17 protein-coding genes and 2 pseudogenes are annotated in these 16,748 nt (G+C 61.0%); 7 read left to right on the top strand and 12 right to left on the bottom strand.

Annotation, left to right across the window (positions count from 1 at the left end; all coding sequences use genetic code 11):
* Positions 1-124: 124 nt before the first annotated feature.
* Positions 125-790: an FKBP-type peptidyl-prolyl cis-trans isomerase gene (locus AB4O12_RS20525; RefSeq protein WP_305381734.1), complete on the top strand. Its 666-nt coding sequence runs from the start codon at positions 125-127 to the stop codon at positions 788-790.
* Positions 791-847: 57 nt separating this feature from the next.
* Here AB4O12_RS20525 and AB4O12_RS20530 read toward each other — a convergent pair whose 3' ends face one another.
* From AB4O12_RS20530 to AB4O12_RS20565, 8 genes and pseudogenes are all read right to left on the bottom strand, one after another.
* A complete protein-coding gene (locus AB4O12_RS20530; RefSeq protein ID WP_056791659.1) occupies positions 848-1,306 on the bottom strand; it encodes an Rsd/AlgQ family anti-sigma factor in 459 nt (152 codons plus the stop codon).
* A gap of 181 nt (positions 1,307-1,487) precedes the next feature.
* Positions 1,488-2,039 (bottom strand): disulfide bond formation protein B, encoded by a 552-nt coding sequence (locus AB4O12_RS20535; RefSeq protein ID WP_041476921.1) that lies wholly within the window; start codon positions 2,037-2,039, stop codon positions 1,488-1,490.
* Positions 2,040-2,255: 216 nt separating this feature from the next.
* A complete protein-coding gene (locus AB4O12_RS20540; RefSeq protein ID WP_041476923.1) occupies positions 2,256-3,494 on the bottom strand; it encodes a heme biosynthesis protein HemY in 1,239 nt (412 codons plus the stop codon).
* A complete protein-coding gene (locus AB4O12_RS20545; RefSeq protein WP_056791721.1) occupies positions 3,491-4,633 on the bottom strand; it encodes a uroporphyrinogen-III C-methyltransferase in 1,143 nt (380 codons plus the stop codon). Before AB4O12_RS20545 ends, AB4O12_RS20540 begins: the two co-directional genes overlap by 4 nt.
* An 84-nt stretch (positions 4,634-4,717) precedes the next feature.
* A pseudogene (locus tag AB4O12_RS20550) lies at positions 4,718-5,416 on the bottom strand (uroporphyrinogen-III synthase); the annotation flags it as partial.
* Positions 5,413-6,354: a hydroxymethylbilane synthase gene (gene hemC, locus AB4O12_RS20555; RefSeq protein WP_460059648.1), complete on the bottom strand. Its 942-nt coding sequence runs from the start codon at positions 6,352-6,354 to the stop codon at positions 5,413-5,415. The pseudogene AB4O12_RS20550 and the gene hemC, both read right to left, overlap by 4 nt.
* A gap of 137 nt (positions 6,355-6,491) precedes the next feature.
* On the bottom strand, positions 6,492-7,238 hold the full coding sequence (locus AB4O12_RS20560) for a LytR/AlgR family response regulator transcription factor (protein ID WP_016772598.1): 747 nt from the start codon (positions 7,236-7,238) through the stop codon (positions 6,492-6,494).
* Positions 7,235-7,390, bottom strand: a pseudogene (locus AB4O12_RS20565) (sensor histidine kinase); the annotation flags it as partial. The pseudogene AB4O12_RS20565 and the gene AB4O12_RS20560, both read right to left, overlap by 4 nt.
* Before the next feature lie 317 nt (positions 7,391-7,707).
* Here AB4O12_RS20565 and argH point away from each other — a divergent pair.
* Positions 7,708-9,102: an argininosuccinate lyase gene (gene argH, locus AB4O12_RS20570; RefSeq protein WP_056791653.1), complete on the top strand. Its 1,395-nt coding sequence runs from the start codon at positions 7,708-7,710 to the stop codon at positions 9,100-9,102.
* Between the two features lie 119 nt (positions 9,103-9,221).
* Here the strand turns inward: argH and AB4O12_RS20575 are convergent, their stop codons facing one another.
* Positions 9,222-9,881 (bottom strand): glutathione S-transferase family protein, encoded by a 660-nt coding sequence (locus AB4O12_RS20575; RefSeq protein WP_056791651.1) that lies wholly within the window; start codon positions 9,879-9,881, stop codon positions 9,222-9,224.
* A 123-nt stretch (positions 9,882-10,004) separates the two neighbouring features.
* On the opposite strand from AB4O12_RS20575, the gene AB4O12_RS20580 reads away from it, so the two are divergent.
* From AB4O12_RS20580 to AB4O12_RS20590, 3 genes are all read left to right on the top strand, one after another.
* A complete protein-coding gene (locus AB4O12_RS20580; protein WP_095181258.1) occupies positions 10,005-10,295 on the top strand; it encodes a hypothetical protein in 291 nt (96 codons plus the stop codon).
* A 197-nt stretch (positions 10,296-10,492) separates the two neighbouring features.
* Positions 10,493-10,738: a TIGR02647 family protein gene (locus tag AB4O12_RS20585; protein WP_003229392.1), complete on the top strand. Its 246-nt coding sequence runs from the start codon at positions 10,493-10,495 to the stop codon at positions 10,736-10,738.
* A 182-nt stretch (positions 10,739-10,920) separates the two neighbouring features.
* On the top strand, positions 10,921-13,764 hold the full coding sequence (locus tag AB4O12_RS20590) for a class I adenylate cyclase (RefSeq protein WP_460059649.1): 2,844 nt from the start codon (positions 10,921-10,923) through the stop codon (positions 13,762-13,764).
* 9 nt (positions 13,765-13,773) lie between these two features.
* Here the strand turns inward: AB4O12_RS20590 and rnk are convergent, their stop codons facing one another.
* The 3 genes from rnk to cyaY all read right to left on the bottom strand — a co-directional run bounded on the left by rnk (position 13,774) and on the right by cyaY (position 15,004).
* Positions 13,774-14,193 (bottom strand): nucleoside diphosphate kinase regulator, encoded by a 420-nt coding sequence (gene rnk / locus AB4O12_RS20595; protein ID WP_024014769.1) that lies wholly within the window; start codon positions 14,191-14,193, stop codon positions 13,774-13,776.
* A gap of 253 nt (positions 14,194-14,446) precedes the next feature.
* Positions 14,447-14,668: a DUF1289 domain-containing protein gene (locus AB4O12_RS20600; protein WP_076564524.1), complete on the bottom strand. Its 222-nt coding sequence runs from the start codon at positions 14,666-14,668 to the stop codon at positions 14,447-14,449.
* Between the two features lie 3 nt (positions 14,669-14,671).
* Positions 14,672-15,004 carry an iron donor protein CyaY gene (cyaY, locus tag AB4O12_RS20605; protein ID WP_056791639.1) on the bottom strand — a complete coding sequence of 111 codons (333 nt, stop codon included), beginning with the start codon at positions 15,002-15,004 and terminating at the stop codon, positions 14,672-14,674.
* Positions 15,005-15,318: 314 nt separating this feature from the next.
* On the opposite strand from cyaY, the gene lptM reads away from it, so the two are divergent.
* Together lptM and lysA are read left to right on the top strand one after the other, a co-directional pair.
* A complete protein-coding gene (gene lptM, locus AB4O12_RS20610; protein WP_016772589.1) occupies positions 15,319-15,489 on the top strand; it encodes an LPS translocon maturation chaperone LptM in 171 nt (56 codons plus the stop codon).
* 9 nt (positions 15,490-15,498) lie between these two features.
* Entirely contained in the window at positions 15,499-16,746 is a 1,248-nt protein-coding gene (gene lysA / locus AB4O12_RS20615) for a diaminopimelate decarboxylase (protein WP_056791636.1), read from the top strand.
* The last annotated feature ends 2 nt before the right edge of the window (positions 16,747-16,748 follow it).

Raw genomic sequence — 16,748 nt, forward strand, 5'->3', positions numbered from 1 at the left:
TTGACAGTATCTGCACCGTTGCGTTGCACCGCGGCCGAAATGTTCTGCGCCGAGGAAAAAGCAGTTCACCGATGCAGACGTTTGCACTGGCATAATCCCCCGCATCTCAGGTCGGAGAGTGCCCATGTCGCGCTACTTTATTTTGTCCCTCTGCGTGTTTTTTTCGACGGCGTATGCCGATGAAAAAAACACGGCGAACGATGCTCATGATCTGGCTTACAGCCTCGGTGCCAGCCTCGGCGAACGACTGCGCCAGGAGGTGCCGCAGTTGCAGATCCAGGCGCTGATCGAAGGTCTGCAACAGGCGTATCAGGGCAAGCCACTGGCGTTGAGTGAAGCGCGCATTGAACAGATTCTGGCCGACCATGAATCGCAAAATGCCGAGCAGGCTTCACGGCAGTCGAGCGATGCTGCGATGGAAAACGAGCAACGCTTTCTCAGCACAGAAAAAGCCAAACCGGGGGTGAAGGAACTGGCCGATGGCATCCTCCTGACTGAACTGGCTCCGGGCACTGGCGCCAAGGCCGGCCCGGACGGCAAAGTGCAGGTGCTGTATGTCGGCAAGCTGCCGGACGGCACCGTGTTCGATCAGAACACCCAGCCGCAATGGTTCAACCTCGACAGCGTGATTGCCGGTTGGCGCACCGCCTTGCAGAACATGCCGGTGGGGGCGAAATGGCGGCTGGTGATTCCATCGGATCAGGCCTATGGTGCCGACGGTGCCGGCGACCTGATTGCGCCGTTCACGCCTCTGGTTTTTGAAGTGGAGTTGCGTGGTGCGACGAGCTGATCAGGCATAAAAAAACGGTGCGCTTGCGGGCGCACCGTTTTTCATGAAGGACGTGGATCAGGCCTGAACCGAATATTCTTCCTTGTGTGCCGTGTGCAGCACTTCGATCAGGCAATCCTCAAGTTCAAAGCGCTCATGCAGCAAGCCGCCCAATTCCTTGAATTTCTCCGCAACGCATTTGCCTTCGTCGCACAGATCATTGAATGCGAGCAGCTTCTCGGTAATGACGTCGATGCGCGGGTAGATGGTCTCGGCGAGTTCCAGGCCGCGCTTGTCGTTGAACGCCTTGGCTTCGCCGGTCAGCTGTTCATAGATTTCGAAGTGACCCGCCGATACGTAATCGACCAGTACACCGCAGAACTCCAACAAGGGTTTGCGGCTTTCGGACAGCGAATCAGGCTGCGCACCGAGCTTGTCGTAGGCGACGATCAGCTCTTCACGCTCCTGCAACCAGCGGTCGATCAGCAGATGAACCCCACCCCAACGTTCCTGAGCATTCTGACAACTTTCGAGCATGGCGATCTCTCTTCCCTTGTGGGTCATGCTGCTCTACACCCGCGCCCCTGTTCTGATTTGACTGGTGGACGATCGGGCAGAGCGTCATCGAGCAACATAAATCCAATGACACGTGCCGGCCAGATTATGCCCGCACGCCTATGGCTTCAAGGTACGCAGGAGATAAAGTTCATACAAGTGTTTAATCCCTGACCAGCATGTGGTGCGACGCTTCGTCGCTGACCGGTCGTTGCAGAGCACTCCAGATCAGACGCAGCAACTGATAAACCGCAAGGATCGACACACCGACAAAAAACAGCAGGCTCCATTCGGGGATGCTCAAATCGAACAGTGTCCAGGAAATATCCGCACAATCAGCGCCGCCGTTGAACATCCGTTGCAAGGCGCAGATCCACGGCAGTTCGCTGAACAGTGACTCCACGGTGGGCGAGCATTTGACCAGTTGCAGCATGGAGTCACTCTGAATCAACACCTGCCGCCACGCAGCGGTGGTTCCCCCCAGACTGGCGCCGAGCGCAAACAGCCAGTACCACCATAAGCCAACGCGCCGGGGGCCATGCACCGCCGCCACGCCGCAGCCGATGCACAGCAATGTGAGGAACAACCGCTGCACCAGGCACAGACTGCAAGGCGTCAGTCCGACCGCGTATTCGAGGTAATAGGAAGCTCCCAGAGCAAAGGCCCCCGCAATGAAAGCCATGAAGAACAAGGAGCGTGAGCAGGCCAACGACATGGCTTTTCCGTAACAGTAGAGACAGACGGTTACGGTAGAGGAAAGCGTGTCAGCCTTTCAAGGCAAGGGCCTGGCGACAGTTCACCACAGGTGTAGGGAAAACCCGACAGGCTCGATAGGAAACGGTGAAGCGCTTTGTAGGACTTTGTCTGTAGAGCGCAAAGAAGGGGAATTTTCGGTCATCGAAGTTCACGATGGAGCAACCTCCCTCGCCATTCATACCTTCGCCGGGACTGGCAGAGGCGCCGCCAGCAGGCGTTCATCAAGCAGCCCCAGACCTTCCTGGAACAACTGATTGCTGCGCTCGGTATCGCCAAGCTGTGCAAGCAGACGGGCCAACTCCGCACAGGTCTCCGGATTGCGCTGCACGCGCAGACTGCTTTCCAGATAGTCACGGGCCTTGCCCCAAAGGCTGGTTTGCAGACACAGGCGTCCAAGGGTCAGCAGCAGGCTCGGATCGGCCGGGTGCTCCTTGAGCCAGCCTTCGGCCGTCTGCAACTGACGCGCAGGATCACTGCCACGAACCAGACCATAAAGCCGCGCCAGATGGCTGTCGTATTTGCGCTTGAGCGCTGCTCGCAGGACCTCTTCGGCCTCGACCTGAGCGCCCAGCTGGCGCAATTGCTCGGCATAGGCCAGTACCAAAGGTGCTTCCTGACGCTGCGCCGAAGTCAGCTGTTCCCACGCCCGCTTGAGCGATTGCAGACCCACCGTACCGTCTTCTTCACGATGCGCTGCCAGCGAGAGGTTCTCACCCCAGGCGCGCCGTTCGAGCTCGGCCAGTTCTGCCGGCGGCAGCACTTTGTCCTTGCGCAACTCAGGCAGCAAACGAATCACCGCCGACCATTCGCCACGCTGCTGATGCAGACGTTGCAATTGACGCAACGTCTGCGCGCTGCGCGGATGCCGTTCATGCATTGCCTGCAAGGTCACCAGCGCACCGTCGGTGTCGCCACGATCGGTCTGCAATTGTGCGTGACTGAGAGCGATCGCCAATTCGGCTTGCGGCTGACGCTCCAGCGCACGTTCGAGCAAACGATCACTTTCTTCGTACTGACCTTGCTCGTTCGCCGCACGTGCGGCGCCGAGGTAATAAAGCAATGGCTGGCGCTCGGCTTCCGCCGCGCGGGTCAGATGCCGTTGCGCACTGGCCCAGCGACCTTCAGCCAGATCCAGCTGCCCGTGCTCGATCGCCACTTGCACGCGGCGGCTGCGATTGCGTCGCGACCACGGATTGACCACGCCGGTGGAGGTCATCACCAGCTCGACCAGCACCTTGATGCCCCAGAACAGCAGCCACAGCACCGCTATCACCGCCAGGGTCGCCCACAGGCTCGATTCGTAGCGGAAGCTCTTGTACGCCACCAGCACGTAACCGGAATGCTCGGCAATCGCCAGGCCCAGCGCTGCCGTCGCGGCGATGACCAGAAACACGATTACATAGAGGCGCTTCATGGGGTCGCCTCCTGCGCAGCATTGGCGGCAGGCTTGGCGAACGGTTTCACCGATTCTTCAGCATTGACGTTACGCCGCTCCAGATACCCCTGCACCGCACTCAAGGTGCCGGTCAGATCCGGCGTCTTGACGGTGACCGGTTCCTTGCTCAGCTCGGAGACCTGTTCCAGCATGACTTTGCTTTGCGGATTGTCCGGGTTGAAATTGCCCTTGAGCACATCGCGTGCCTCGGCCAGCGCCTGGGTGTACACCGCCGCCTGACCGTTGAGCGCCGCCCACTGCGCTTGCTCCAGCGCCAGGCTCAGGGCCAGGCGCACCTGGCTCAGGCTTTGCCCGGCCAGCAGCGGTTTGACGTTTTTGTCAGCGTTGAAATCGATGCGGATATAGCGCGACACCTTGTCCCACCACTGCGCCCAGCGACCGGCGCCATCGCCATCGGCGGTCAGCCCCAGCAGGGACTCGCCGCGATCCTTGTACTCCGGCGCCAGCTCGGTGAGGTCGATGACCTGATCGCGCAGCGCGCCGAGACGCAGGAACAGCCCGGTGCGATCCGGCTGTTCGGTGCTGCGCAAGGCGACCAGGGTTTTCGCCACTTGCTCGCGCGCGGCGAAGGAACCCGGATCGTTCTGCTCACGGAGAATTTCATCGGCGCCCTGCACCAGTGCCTGGGCGCTGCTGATGTCCTGCAGCGCTGAAAGGCGCAGGCTGGCCAGACGCAGCAAGTGCTCGGCCTCGGCCAGACGCCAGTCCTTGCGGCTGGCGCCGAGGACGGTTTCCAGACGTTGATTGAGGCGCTGCTGATCGCCCTGCAATTGCGTGACCAGACGCTGGCGCTCGGCGAGCTCGTCAGCACCGGGCAGCTGCGCCAGGCGTTCGGTCAGACGCTGTTCGTTGAGCTTCAGACTCTGCGCCTGATCGTTCAGCGCCTGCACCTGACTCGACTGTTGCTGCGTGTTGTTCTGCAGGTGGCGCACCTGCCAGACACCCCAGCCGCCAATGGCGACACCGGCGGCGCCGAGCAGCAGGGCGACAATTGCCAGTCCATTGCCTCGGCGCGGCTCTTTGGCCGGTGGTGGAGTTTCAACCTGGGCATCGAGCGCAGGCTGGACGTCATCTTTTGGCAAGGCTGTTTCGCTCACGTATCCATCCTTTGCATTAGAAAACGGCACGGGACATTCCCGTAACGCCGTCAGCAAAGCCGCGGCACTCGCGCCGCGGCAATCCACAACTGTTTGAGCCCCGGCGGCACGTGTCAGCTCGGCGACCCTCGGGCTTGGAACAAACAACGGCAACTGCGCGATCTTCGGCCAGGCATCGCCGGCCATCTGCCGCAGGTGCTCGAAACCCTGTCCACTGCTGACCACCAGCCCGTTCAAGCGTTCCGCTTCGATCCGCCGTGGCAGCTCGTTCAGCGGATAGGCTGGCAGTTCACGGCGATACAACTCCAGATACTCGACACTAGCACCAAGCGCGCGCAGGCGCTCGGCGAGCAGCTCACGACCGCCCTCGCCGCGCAGGATCATCACCTGCGCGCCGGGCTGGCTCACCGCCTCGCGCAGACGCGGCAATTGCAGCAAAGCTTCACTGTCATCGCCGTCAACCGGAAAGCTCACATCGAGACCGTGTTCGCGAAGAATGCCTGCGGTCGCCGCGCCGACGCTGAACCACGGCATGCTCAATGGCGGCGCGCCTTCAGACTTGAGCAAGTCCACCGCGATCCGCGCCGCCGGTTTGCTGACCACGATCACTGCGCTGCAAGCGGGCAATCGCGAAATCGCTTGGCGAATAGTGTCAGAGACCGGCAGCGGAACAATGTCCAAAAGCGGCAGACAACTGCTGAAAATCCCGTGCCCGGCCAGCTGTTCGGCCAGCGCCGCGCAGTCGTCTGCCGGGCGCGTCAGCAGCAGGCGCCAGGCTGTCACTCGTGACCCGCCTCGCCGTAGACAGCTTTGAGAATGTCGTCAGCGCCTTGCTTGAGCAAGTCTTCAGCGACCTGCACACCCAAGGTTTCCGCGTCGGCACGCGGCGCCCGGGCTTGGGCACTGAGAAGCTTGCCACCGCTCGGCTCACCGACCAGACCGCGCAACCACAACTGCTCGCCCTCAAGCACGGCGTAGCAGGCGATCGGCACTTGGCAGCCGCCGTTCAAATGTTTGTTGAGGGCGCGTTCGGCGTTCACCCGCGAAGCGGTATCGGCGTGATGCAAAGGTGCGAGCAAGGCGTGGATTTCGTCGTCGGCGCTGCGGCATTCGATGCCGACCGCGCCTTGGCCACCGGCCGGCAGGCTGTCATCGACACTGATCGCCGAAGTGATGCGATCTTCGAAACCCAGGCGGATCAAGCCCGCCGCAGCGAGGATGATCGCGTCGTACTCGCCGGCGTCGAGCTTGGCCAGACGGGTGTTGACGTTGCCACGCAGGAAACGGATCTGCAGATCCGGGCGACGCGCCAGCAATTGCGTTTGCCGACGCAGGCTCGAGGTGCCGACGATGGCACCGGCAGGCAGCGCTTCAAGACTGGCGTAGGTGTTGGAGACGAAAGCATCGCGCGGGTCTTCACGCTCGCAGATGCAAAACAGACCCAAGCCTTGCGGGAAGTCCATCGGCACGTCTTTCATCGAATGCACGGCGATATCAGCTTCGTTTTCCAGCAGCGCGGTTTCCAGTTCCTTGACGAACAGGCCCTTGCCGCCGATCTTCGACAGTGGCGAGTCGAGCAGCTTGTCACCGCGACTGACCATGGGCACCAGCGTCACCAGCAGGCCCGGGTGGGCCGCCTCGAGACGGGCTTTGACGTATTCGGCCTGCCAGAGGGCCAGCGCACTTTTACGGGTGGCGATGCGGATTTCGCGAGGGGACATGGAACAATCCGTACTGAATAGATACGGCGGATAATAACAGCTCAGTCAATTTCACTTTGACCTGAATCAGAACCGGCGCGGCCTCCCTGGCCTGCCATGCCGGGTAAAAGAACTCGAAAGGCCCGGCGAAGACCGGGTCACAGCCCCTGCATCATCTTGCGCACACCGGCAACATGCCGACGGCTGACAATCAGCGCATCGCCATTGAGGCCTTTGAGGAACAACTGGAAATGTCCCAGTGGGGTGCGTTGCAAGCGCTCGATGCGGTCGCGAGCGACCAGCGCGTTGCGGTGGATACGCACAAAGCGTTCGCCGAATTCGTCTTCAAGGGCTTTGAGGGGTTCGTCGAGCAGCACCTCGCCGGCTTCGTGACGCAGGGTCACGTATTTGTGGTCGGCGATGAAGTAGACCACCTGATCCAGCGGAATCAGCTCGATGCCTTTACGGGTCCGTGCGCTGATGTGGCTGCGTGGGCCGTTGCCACTTTCGGCAGCGGGACGGGTCAGGGCCGAGAGTTGCGCCCGGTTGGGACGTTCAGCCCGCTTCAGGGCTTCATTCAAGTGTTCGGTTCGCACAGGTTTCACCACATAGCCCACGGCGCTGGCCTGCAGGGCTTCCACGGCAAATTCATCGGGACTGGTGCAAAACACCACGGCCGGCGGCGTCTCTCGTTCGCACAGTCGGGCAGCAACCTGCAGGCCATCGAGGCCCGGCATGCGGATATCGAGCAGCACGATATCCGGCTTGTGGCTGTCGATCAGCGCTAACGCCTCCTCGCCATTCGTGGCACTGGGCTCCAGGACTGTGTAACCCTCGAGCTCACTCACCATACGGCTTAGGCGCTCGCGAGCCAGGGGTTCGTCATCAACGATCAGGACATTCATATTGCGCTGGATTCCTGCGTGAGTCTCGCACAAGGATAGCGTAGACAGGTGTAGTGACCTCCGTCACCGCGATCCACGCTAAGACTAGCCCGAGCGCCAAAAAGTGCCGTACGTCGGCCAGCAATATTTGCCAGCGTCCGGGTCGAACGGCTCAGAGCCCAGTGTTTCCTGCGTTTCTCGCGGTGGGTGACCGTTGTACAACTCACCCGCCCCCTCTTCTTATAGCCAGTGGCCGGACCTTTGCATGATCCGCATTCGCACCGACCCTTATGTCCACTGTAGACGTTCGTCGGAACGATATTGCTCAATCAAAAAATATCCTTTTGTAAATTCCTTGCAGACCGCGCCGGACATGCCTGACACATCCGCGAAAAAACGTATCGACCGGTGTCAGCGACAGGATTGGCAACCCTGTTATTATCCGCGCCAGCGTTTCACGCCATTTCTTCAAGCCGATACGAGCGAATTCATGAGCACTGACAAGACCAATCAGTCCTGGGGCGGCCGCTTCAGTGAACCCGTCGACGCCTTCGTCGCCCGCTTCACCGCCTCCGTCACTTTCGACCAGCGCCTGTATCGCCACGACATCATGGGCTCGATCGCCCACGCCACCATGCTGGCCAAGGTCGGCGTGCTGACCGATGCCGAGCGCGACAGCATCATCGATGGCCTGAAGACCATTCAGGGCGAAATCGAGGCCGGCCAGTTCGACTGGCGCGTCGACCTCGAAGACGTGCACATGAACATCGAAGCACGCCTGACCGACCGCATCGGCGTCACCGGTAAAAAGCTCCACACTGGGCGCAGCCGCAACGACCAGGTCGCCACCGATATCCGCCTGTGGCTGCGCGATGAAATCGACCTGATCCTCGCCGAGATCACCCGCCTGCAAAAAGGCCTGCTGGAGCAAGCCGAGCGTGAGGCCGCAAGCATCATGCCGGGCTTCACCCACTTGCAGACCGCGCAGCCGGTAACTTTCGGGCACCACATGCTGGCCTGGTTCGAAATGCTCAGCCGCGACTACGAGCGTCTGGTCGACTGCCGCAAGCGCACCAACCGCATGCCATTGGGCAGCGCCGCACTGGCCGGCACCACCTACCCGATCGACCGCGAATACACCGCGCAACTGCTCGGCTTCGACGCCGTCGGCGGCAACTCGCTGGACAACGTCTCCGATCGTGACTTCGCCATCGAATTCTGCTCGGCCGCAAGCATCGCGATGATGCACCTGTCGCGCTTCTCCGAAGAGCTGGTGCTGTGGACCAGCGCGCAGTTCCAGTTCATCGATCTGCCGGATCGTTTCTGCACTGGCAGCTCGATCATGCCGCAGAAGAAAAACCCTGACGTGCCCGAACTGGTACGCGGCAAGACCGGCCGCGTCTTCGGCGCGCTGATGGGCCTGCTGACCCTGATGAAGGGCCAGCCGCTGGCCTACAACAAGGACAATCAGGAAGACAAGGAGCCGCTGTTCGACGCCGCCGACACCCTGCGCGATTCGCTGCGCGCGTTTGCCGACATGATCCCGGCGATCAAGCCGAAACACGCGATCATGCGTGAAGCGGCACTGCGCGGTTTCTCCACTGCGACTGACCTGGCGGATTATCTGGTGCGCCGTGGCCTGCCGTTCCGTGATTGCCATGAAATCGTTGGCCACGCGGTGAAATACGGCGTGGACACGGGCAAGGATCTGGCCGAGATGAGCCTCGAAGAACTGCGTCAATTCAGCGATCAGATCGAGCAGGACGTGTTTGCCGTGCTGACCCTGGAAGGCTCGGTGAATGCCCGCGACCATATCGGCGGGACTGCGCCGGCGCAGGTCAGGGCTGCGGTGGCGCGCGGTCAGGCCCTGCTGGCCAGCCGCTAGAAGCATCGCGGGCAAGCCCGCTCCCACAGGGTTCTATGTGGAACACAATTTTGCGTTCGACCCATAGCCCTGTGGGAGCTGGCTTGCCAGCGATGACTGACTTCAGAGCGCTACAAAATTCACTTCTTGGCTGCAATCATCGCCAAAAACGCCGGCATCGCCGCGTCTTTATCCGCCGCAATCTTCTGCACGTGCGGATTCTGCTCTAACCGCTCCAGCAGCGCCTTCGCCTGCGGCATCTCGGCCAGCAGATCAATCCCGAACAGCTTCTGCCCGACCGCACAGGCCAGCGGCACGCTGTAGAGGAAATACAAATCGGCAATGCTCAGGCTGTCACCCGCCACATACGGGGCGAACTGGCCGTGGCGGCCGAGTGCCGCGAAGCCCAGCAGCAGCTCCGTCCGGGTCTTCTCTTTGATCGCCTCCGGCAACGTCATACCGAAAAACGCCTCGCCATAGCAGGCACGCCCCGGCAACTCGATGTACAACTCGATCTCCTTCGCAATCGCCAATACCTGCGCGCGCTCGAACGGATCGCTGGGCAGGAGCGGCGTGCCCTTTTGTGATTGTTCGAGGTATTCGAGAATGATCGCGGTTTCGTTGATATAACCGGCGTCGACGCCCAGCACCGGGACCTTGCCGCGCGGGCTGATCGCCAGTGACTCCGGGGTTTGCGCCGGGTAGAACGTCACCTCTTCGAAGGGCAGGCCTTTTTCCAGCAGCGCCAGTTTGACCATGTTGTAGTAGTTGCTGACAGCAAATCCGTAGAGCTTGAACATCACAGAGCCTCCAGGCCGTGCGGGGTGGGCAGTGCCTGTTTATAGATCGCCGCGACGTTTCCCGCCAGCAGCATCACGCCGCTGAATGCGGGTAAACTGGCGCCTTTCCCTGAGGAGCCTGCCATGAGCGAGCCGACAGATATCGTCAACGATGACGACGAAGAAGCATTCACCGAAGCGACGCTGATCGAAGCCATCGAGAACCAAATCGAAAGCGACACCCCCCCAGCGGCCAAGGCGACATTGAACAAGCTGACTCTGGTCGGTATGGAGCGCGAAGAGATCCTCAACCTCATGGCTCACGTGCTTGCCTATGAGATTGACGCGATGCTCGATGAAGACCGCGCGTTCAACACCGAATGGTATGAAGCGGCCTTGCGCGCATTGCCAGAGCTGCCACCGGAAAAGCTCTAAAATCAAAAGATCGCAGCCTTCGGCAGCTCCTGCACCAATCTCCTGTAGGAGCTGCCGAAGGCTGCGATCTTTTTTATGCGGACTACACTGGAATTCGCCTCAAGACAAAATCCCCTGATCCGAGCACTGGACATGCTGCACCAGCGGGTTCACCTTAGGGGCGCTGTCGTCCAATTCCTAGAAAGTCTGGAGTCCTTATGTCGCTTACCCCTGAGTTGGTTGCCGAACTGGAAGTCCTTGCACTCTTCAACCTGGACAGTTCCCAGGAAGGTCTGAAAATTCATCAGACCGCTGCCCCGAAACACATAGCCGCCGCCAAACGCCTCTTCGAAAAAGAACTAACCGACCAGCCCGATGGCGGTTATCTGACCAGCCTCGGCCGCGATGCCGCGCAAAACGTGCAGACCGTACTGACGATTCTGAGAGAGCAGGAAACCGCCTGACTTTTTCCGACTTTGCCCACGGAAACTCCTGCCACGGGATTTCCGCGGGCCAGCCTGATCACTGCCGATGAAAATCTGACGTCAAAAAACAAATTCAGCTTAAACCTCCTGCTGCGCAGAGGCTAAACTGCGGCCATTCCGAGACCCTCTACGTCCGAGCCTGCAAGCCGGTTTGAGCTGACATGACGCGCACCCACGAAATCCGCCCCGACCTGGACGAAGGCATCGACCGCAAGGTACTCAGCCAACTGCGCGCCCGTTTTCTCAAACTCAATGAAGGCCGCCTCGGCCGCGCCCTCGAAGGTTTTTCGACGCGCCAGCAAAGCGTGCTGACGCTGTTGCCGCTGTTCTTTCACGTCAATCATCCGTTGCTGCCCGGCTATGTCTCGGGCAGTACGCCGGCCGGTCTCTCGAATTATGAGCCGGACGCCAATGCGCTGACCGAGGCGCAGCGCCTGACCCGCTCGTTTTCTTACAAACCGCGCCATGGCAGCAACCCGCCGCGACCGATTCACGGTTTGTTCCTGATGGGCAGCCTAGGCACGCTGGCACAGGCCGATCAGAGCGACATGGATGTGTGGGTCTGCCATGCCCCAGATCTGAGCGAAAGCGAACTCGCCGAGCTACGCAAGAAATGCCAGTTGCTGGAAACCTGGGCCGCGAGCCAGGGTGCCGAAGCGCATTTCTTCCTGATCGACCCGGCGCGCTTCGTCAAAGGCGAACGTGATGCTCAGCTCAGTTCGGAAAACTGCGGCAGCACCCAGCACTATCTGCTGCTCGACGAGTTTTATCGCACGGCGATCTGGCTGGCCGGGCGCACGCCGATCTGGTGGCTGGTGCCAGTCTATGAAGAAACAGCCTACGACGCTTACACCCACACCCTGCTGTCCAAACGCTTTATTCGCGCCGATGAAACCCTCGATCTCGGGCCGATGGCGACCATTCCGCCCGGGGAATTCATCGGGGCCGGATTGTGGCAGTTGTTCAAAGGCATCGAGTCGCCCTACAAGTCGGTGCTCAAACTGCTGCTGACCGAGGTGTACGCCAGCGAACATCCGCAGGTGCAGTGCCTGAGCCTGCGCTTCAAGAAAGCCGTGTTCGCCAATCAGCTCGATCTCGATGAGCTTGACCCGTACATGGTCGTGTACCGGCGTATCGAGGAATACCTGATCGCCCGCAACGAGCCGGAACGTCTTGAGCTGGTGCGCCGCGCGCTGTATCTGAAGGTCAACCGCAAGCTCACCGGCAACAGCCGCAGTCAGGGTTGGCAACGCGCACTGCTCGAACGCCTGGCCGGCGAGTGGCACTGGGATCAGCGGCAACTGGCGCTGCTCGACAGCCGCAGTCAGTGGAAAGTCCGCCAGGTCAGCGCCGAGCGCCGCGCGCTGGTCAACGAACTCAATTACAGCTATCGCTTCCTGACCCAGTTCGCCCGCAGCGAACAGACTGTCAGCCTGATCAACAAGCGCGACCTCAATGTGCTTGGCCGTCGACTCTACGCGGCATTCGAGCGCAAGGCCGACAAGGTCGAGTTCATCAATCCGGGCATCGCCCCGGACCTGGCCGAAGATACCCTGACCCTGGTGCAGTCGCCGAACAAAAAGGAGCCGGGGCAGACCCAGTGGGGTTTGTACAACGGCAGCCTGACGGCGCTGGAGTGGGAACATTTCGCGCCGATCAAGCGCAGTCGCGAACTGCTCGAACTGCTGACCTGGTGCCACCGCAACGGCGTGATCGACAGCAGCACCCGCCTGGCCCTGCATCCGGGCACCAGCGACTTGAGCGAGTTCGAGCTGTTCAACCTGCTCGGCAGCCTGCAGCAGTGCATCGCCCTGCCCTTGTCCACCGTCGCCGAAGAGCCCTTGCTGCGCGCCGCCGTGCCCAGCGAAGTGCTGCTGCTGATCAACGTCGGCGTCGATCCGCTCAAGCATCACCGTGATCTGAACATTTTGATGACCACCGAACGCACCGACTCGCTGAGCTATGCCGGCGTGCGCGAGAATCTGGTGCTGACCCTCGATCAGGTCACGCTCAACAGCTGGAACGAAGTGCTGGTCAATCGTTTCGACGGCCCGCATGCGCTGCTCGACTGCCTGCGCGATTACCTCAACAACCTGCCGCGCGGCCCGGTGCAGCCTTCGCTGAAAGTGCGCTGCTTCTGCCACAACCGCGCGCAATTCATTGCCCGCCGCGTCGAGGAAATCGTCGACACCGCGCAGACCCTGTTGCTCAGTGACTTGAATCATCGCTACCTGATTCAGGTGCAGCAGCACTATCACGTGCTGGAGCTGGTGCCGGGTCAGGTCAACCATGTCGCCCTCGCCACCCTGCCGGCGCTGCTCGATTATCTGGGCGAAGAACAACCGCGCTACAGCCCGCTGCACCTCGACCCGATGGCGCTGGAAGATCACGATCTGGCGCTGATCCTGCCGATGGGTCAGCCGGAGTGCATTCAAGTGTTCTATCGCATCAGTGAACAGCAGGCGGAGCTGTACGTGCTGGATGAATTCAATGCGCTGTGGCAACAGCAGCTGCCGTACCACGACGAGCAGAGTCTGCTGGTGCCGCTGCAACGTTTTCTGCAATCGATCCAGTACCGCCGTGAAGCGCAATTGCCGATGGACGGTGGCCCTGCGGGCAGCCCCGAGACTTTGTATTACCAGCTGTTGCCGTCAGGCCCGGGGCGCTCGCGCAGGGTCGAAACCCGACCAGCACCGCAGACCCCGGTGAACAAACCGTTCTACGACGTGCAGGCAATCATCGGCAAAGCCGCACCCGGCGAAGTGCAGGTCACCTTGTACTGCAATCAGCGGGAATTCAGCGAGCTGGAGCATGGCGACCAGTTGTTCAGCGTGGTCGCCCGGGAGATCGTCGAGCAGCGTCGCGAGACCGAGCGTTATCGCTGCTACATCACCGACCTCGACCTGTCGGGTCTGCTCGGTGACGGGCACAGTTCAAGCAATCTGTATCTGCGCTACAAGGCAGACCTGGAGCGCTCGTTGAATGAAGCGCTCGAACAGGTTTGAAGCAGGAATTTATTCGGGAAAGGCGCCGCCGTTGACCGGTTGCGATTCCACTTCCAGCAAGGTCAGTTTCAGCGACTTGCCGCCCGGCGCCGGCCAATCGATGTGCTGACCGACCTTCAGGCCCAGCAGCGCACTGCCAACCGGAGCGAGAATGGAAATCTTGCCTTCATCGGCGTTGGCGTCCTTGGGATAGACCAGCGTCAGGTGGTAATCCTTGCCACTGCCTTCTTCGCGGCAATGCACGCGGGAATTCATGGTCACGACATCGGCGGGCACTTCATCGTGGCCGACCACGGTATCGGCGCGGTCCAGCTCGGTTTGCAGCGCAATCACGCCCGGCGCAGCCTGGTCTTTGTCGCTCAGGCTGTCGATCAGGCGCTCCAGACGTTGCACGTCCAGACGGGTAAGGGTGATGGAAGGTGCGGTCATGATCCAGGCAGACTCCTTTCTTCTGCACAAAAAAGCAAAACCCCGCCAAAAAAGACGGGGTTTTCACCGTGCCTCGGTGGTTTGAGGCGTTCGCGGACACTATCACAGCTCAAAAAATATACAAGTCACGCCCTTTTTTGCCTGGGTGAAACCCTTGTGGCGAGGGGATTTATCCCCGTTCGGCTGCGCAGCAGCCGTATAGATTTTGGGGCCGCTACGCGACCCAACGGGGATAAATCCCCTCGCCACAATATCAACAGGCTTGGGACTTTCGTGCGGTAGCCTGCTGGCAAATCACCCGGCGCCGCTGATCGTCCGCCGAGCGCCATTCGCGAATGTCCTCGACGTGGCGCGCACAGCCGAGACAGACTTTCTGTTCGTCCAGCCGACATACGCCCGTGCACGGCGAAGGCACCGCCGGGCTGACGTTGCTGTAGAGCGGTTTCGGCGGGCGAACAGGCGCGGCATCCGTCACGAATCACAGACCTTCGAAATCGAATTCGGCGCCAGCCTGCTGCTTTACGAGGCGCTGAAGCATTTCGCCCAATTGCTCTTCGCTCTTGTCGCACATCCAGCGCTCGCTTTCTTCGTCGTAGTCGAAGTGGAAACCACCGGACACGGCCGCCAGCCACAGCTGACGCAACGGCTCCTGGCGGCTGAAGATCAGCTGGCTGCCGTTTTCGAATTTGACCGTCAGCACGCCGGCCGAGCTCTCCAGGTCGATATCCAGGTCGCTGTCATCAAAGATATCTTCCAGCGTCTGCTGGGTAGCATCGACCAGATCGTGGAAACGGGCTTCGGACAAACTCATTGCGGCAACCTCAAAAATGTCTGATCAGGCTCAAGCGCCGAAAGATACGGACGCTGCCGACCGATTGCAAAGATTAACGACCAAGTACCTGTCGGCCCATCCAGCACCGCCCCCGTGGGAGCGAGCCTGCTCGCGAAAGCGGTGTGTCAGGCAACGAGCCTGTTGAATTTGCCGACGCCTTCGCGAGCAGGCTCGCTCCCACAGGGATGATGCGCATCACAGGAGCCCCGCCGGACGGGAACCCCCTCGCATAGGCAAGCTGCCGGGTGGCCGGTATACTCCGGCGCAATTAACGCATTTTCAAGGATTTCGCCATGAAGCGCCTGATCTCTTCCCTTGCTGCGCTCGTCGCGGTTGCCTGCCTCGTTTCGGCCTGTGGTCAAAAAGGCCCGCTGTACCTGCCGGATGACGATCAGGACCCGGCCGAACAAGCCCAGTCTTCGCAGAAGCAGCCATCCAAGGCTCACAAGCACGACGTTTACTAAGGGATCGCCATGGACGCTTTTAACTACCGTGGCGGGGAGCTGTTCGCGGAAGGTGTGGCGCTGTCCGCCATCGCCGACCGCTTCGGCACGCCCACCTATGTCTACTCGCGCGCGCACATCGAAGCGCAGTATCTGGCCTACGCCGATGCGCTGGCCGGCATGCCGCATCTGGTCTGCTTCGCGGTCAAAGCCAACTCCAACCTCGGTGTACTGAATGTCCTGGCCCGTCTCGGCGCCGGTTTCGACATCGTTTCCCGTGGCGAGCTGGAACGTGTACTGGCCGCTGGTGGCAGCGCCGACAAGATCGTTTTCTCCGGCGTCGGCAAGACCCGTGACGACATGCGCCGCGCCCTCGAAGTCGGCGTGCACTGCTTCAACGTCGAATCCACCGACGAGCTCGAGCGCCTGCAAGTAGTCGCCGCCGAGCTGGGTGTTCGCGCCCCGGTTTCGCTGCGCGTGAACCCGGACGTCGATGCCGGCACCCATCCGTACATTTCCACCGGTCTGAAAGAGAACAAGTTCGGCATCGCCATTGCCGATGCCGAAGACGTGTACGTGCGCGCCGCGCATCTGCCGAACCTGGAAGTAGTCGGTGTCGACTGCCACATCGGTTCGCAACTGACCACCCTGCCGCCATTCATTGACGCCCTCGATCGCTTGCTCGATCTGGTCGACCGTCTGGGCGATTGCGGCATTCACCTGCGCCACATCGATCTCGGTGGCGGCCTGGGCGTGCGTTACCGCGATGAGGAGCCGCCGCTGGCTGCCGACTACATCAAAGCCGTGCGCGAGCGTCTCGACGGGCGTGATCTGGCGCTGGTGTTCGAACCGGGTCGCTTCATCGTTGCCAATGGCGGCGTGTTGCTGACGCAGGTCGAATACCTCAAGCACACCGAGCACAAGGATTTCGCCATCGTCGACGCGGCGATGAACGACCTCATCCGTCCGGCGCTGTATCAGGCGTGGATGGACGTCACGGCGGTGAAACCGCGCGACAGCGCTGCACGCAAGTACGACATCGTCGGCCCGATCTGCGAAACCGGCGACTTCCTCGCCAAGGACCGCGAGCTGGCGCTGGAAGAAGGCGATCTGCTGGCGGTGCATTCGGCCGGCGCCTACGGTTTTGTGATGAGCTCCAACTACAACACCCGTGGCCGTGCCGCCGAGGTGCTGGTGGATGGTGATCAGGTTTTTGAAGTGCGTCGCCGCGAAACCGTGGCCGAGCTGTTTGCCGGCGAAAGCCTGCTGCCGGAGTAACC

The sequence above is a fragment of the Pseudomonas sp. S2_A05 genome (assembly GCF_054668485.1).

Coding starts and splice junctions, on each gene's coding strand:
- AB4O12_RS20525 (WP_305381734.1), top strand. CDS start 125: ATGTCGCGCTACTTTATTTTGTCCCTCTGCGTGTTTTTTTCGACGGCG.
- AB4O12_RS20530 (WP_056791659.1), bottom strand. CDS start 1,306: ATGCTCGAAAGTTGTCAGAATGCTCAGGAACGTTGGGGTGGGGTTCAT.
- AB4O12_RS20535 (WP_041476921.1), bottom strand. CDS start 2,039: ATGTCGTTGGCCTGCTCACGCTCCTTGTTCTTCATGGCTTTCATTGCG.
- AB4O12_RS20540 (WP_041476923.1), bottom strand. CDS start 3,494: ATGAAGCGCCTCTATGTAATCGTGTTTCTGGTCATCGCCGCGACGGCA.
- hemC (WP_460059648.1), bottom strand. CDS start 6,354: ATGTCCCCTCGCGAAATCCGCATCGCCACCCGTAAAAGTGCGCTGGCC.
- AB4O12_RS20560 (WP_016772598.1), bottom strand. CDS start 7,238: ATGAATGTCCTGATCGTTGATGACGAACCCCTGGCTCGCGAGCGCCTA.
- argH (WP_056791653.1), top strand. CDS start 7,708: ATGAGCACTGACAAGACCAATCAGTCCTGGGGCGGCCGCTTCAGTGAA.
- AB4O12_RS20575 (WP_056791651.1), bottom strand. CDS start 9,881: ATGTTCAAGCTCTACGGATTTGCTGTCAGCAACTACTACAACATGGTC.
- AB4O12_RS20580 (WP_095181258.1), top strand. CDS start 10,005: ATGAGCGAGCCGACAGATATCGTCAACGATGACGACGAAGAAGCATTC.
- AB4O12_RS20585 (WP_003229392.1), top strand. CDS start 10,493: ATGTCGCTTACCCCTGAGTTGGTTGCCGAACTGGAAGTCCTTGCACTC.
- AB4O12_RS20590 (WP_460059649.1), top strand. CDS start 10,921: ATGACGCGCACCCACGAAATCCGCCCCGACCTGGACGAAGGCATCGAC.
- rnk (WP_024014769.1), bottom strand. CDS start 14,193: ATGACCGCACCTTCCATCACCCTTACCCGTCTGGACGTGCAACGTCTG.
- cyaY (WP_056791639.1), bottom strand. CDS start 15,004: ATGAGTTTGTCCGAAGCCCGTTTCCACGATCTGGTCGATGCTACCCAG.
- lptM (WP_016772589.1), top strand. CDS start 15,319: ATGAAGCGCCTGATCTCTTCCCTTGCTGCGCTCGTCGCGGTTGCCTGC.
- lysA (WP_056791636.1), top strand. CDS start 15,499: ATGGACGCTTTTAACTACCGTGGCGGGGAGCTGTTCGCGGAAGGTGTG.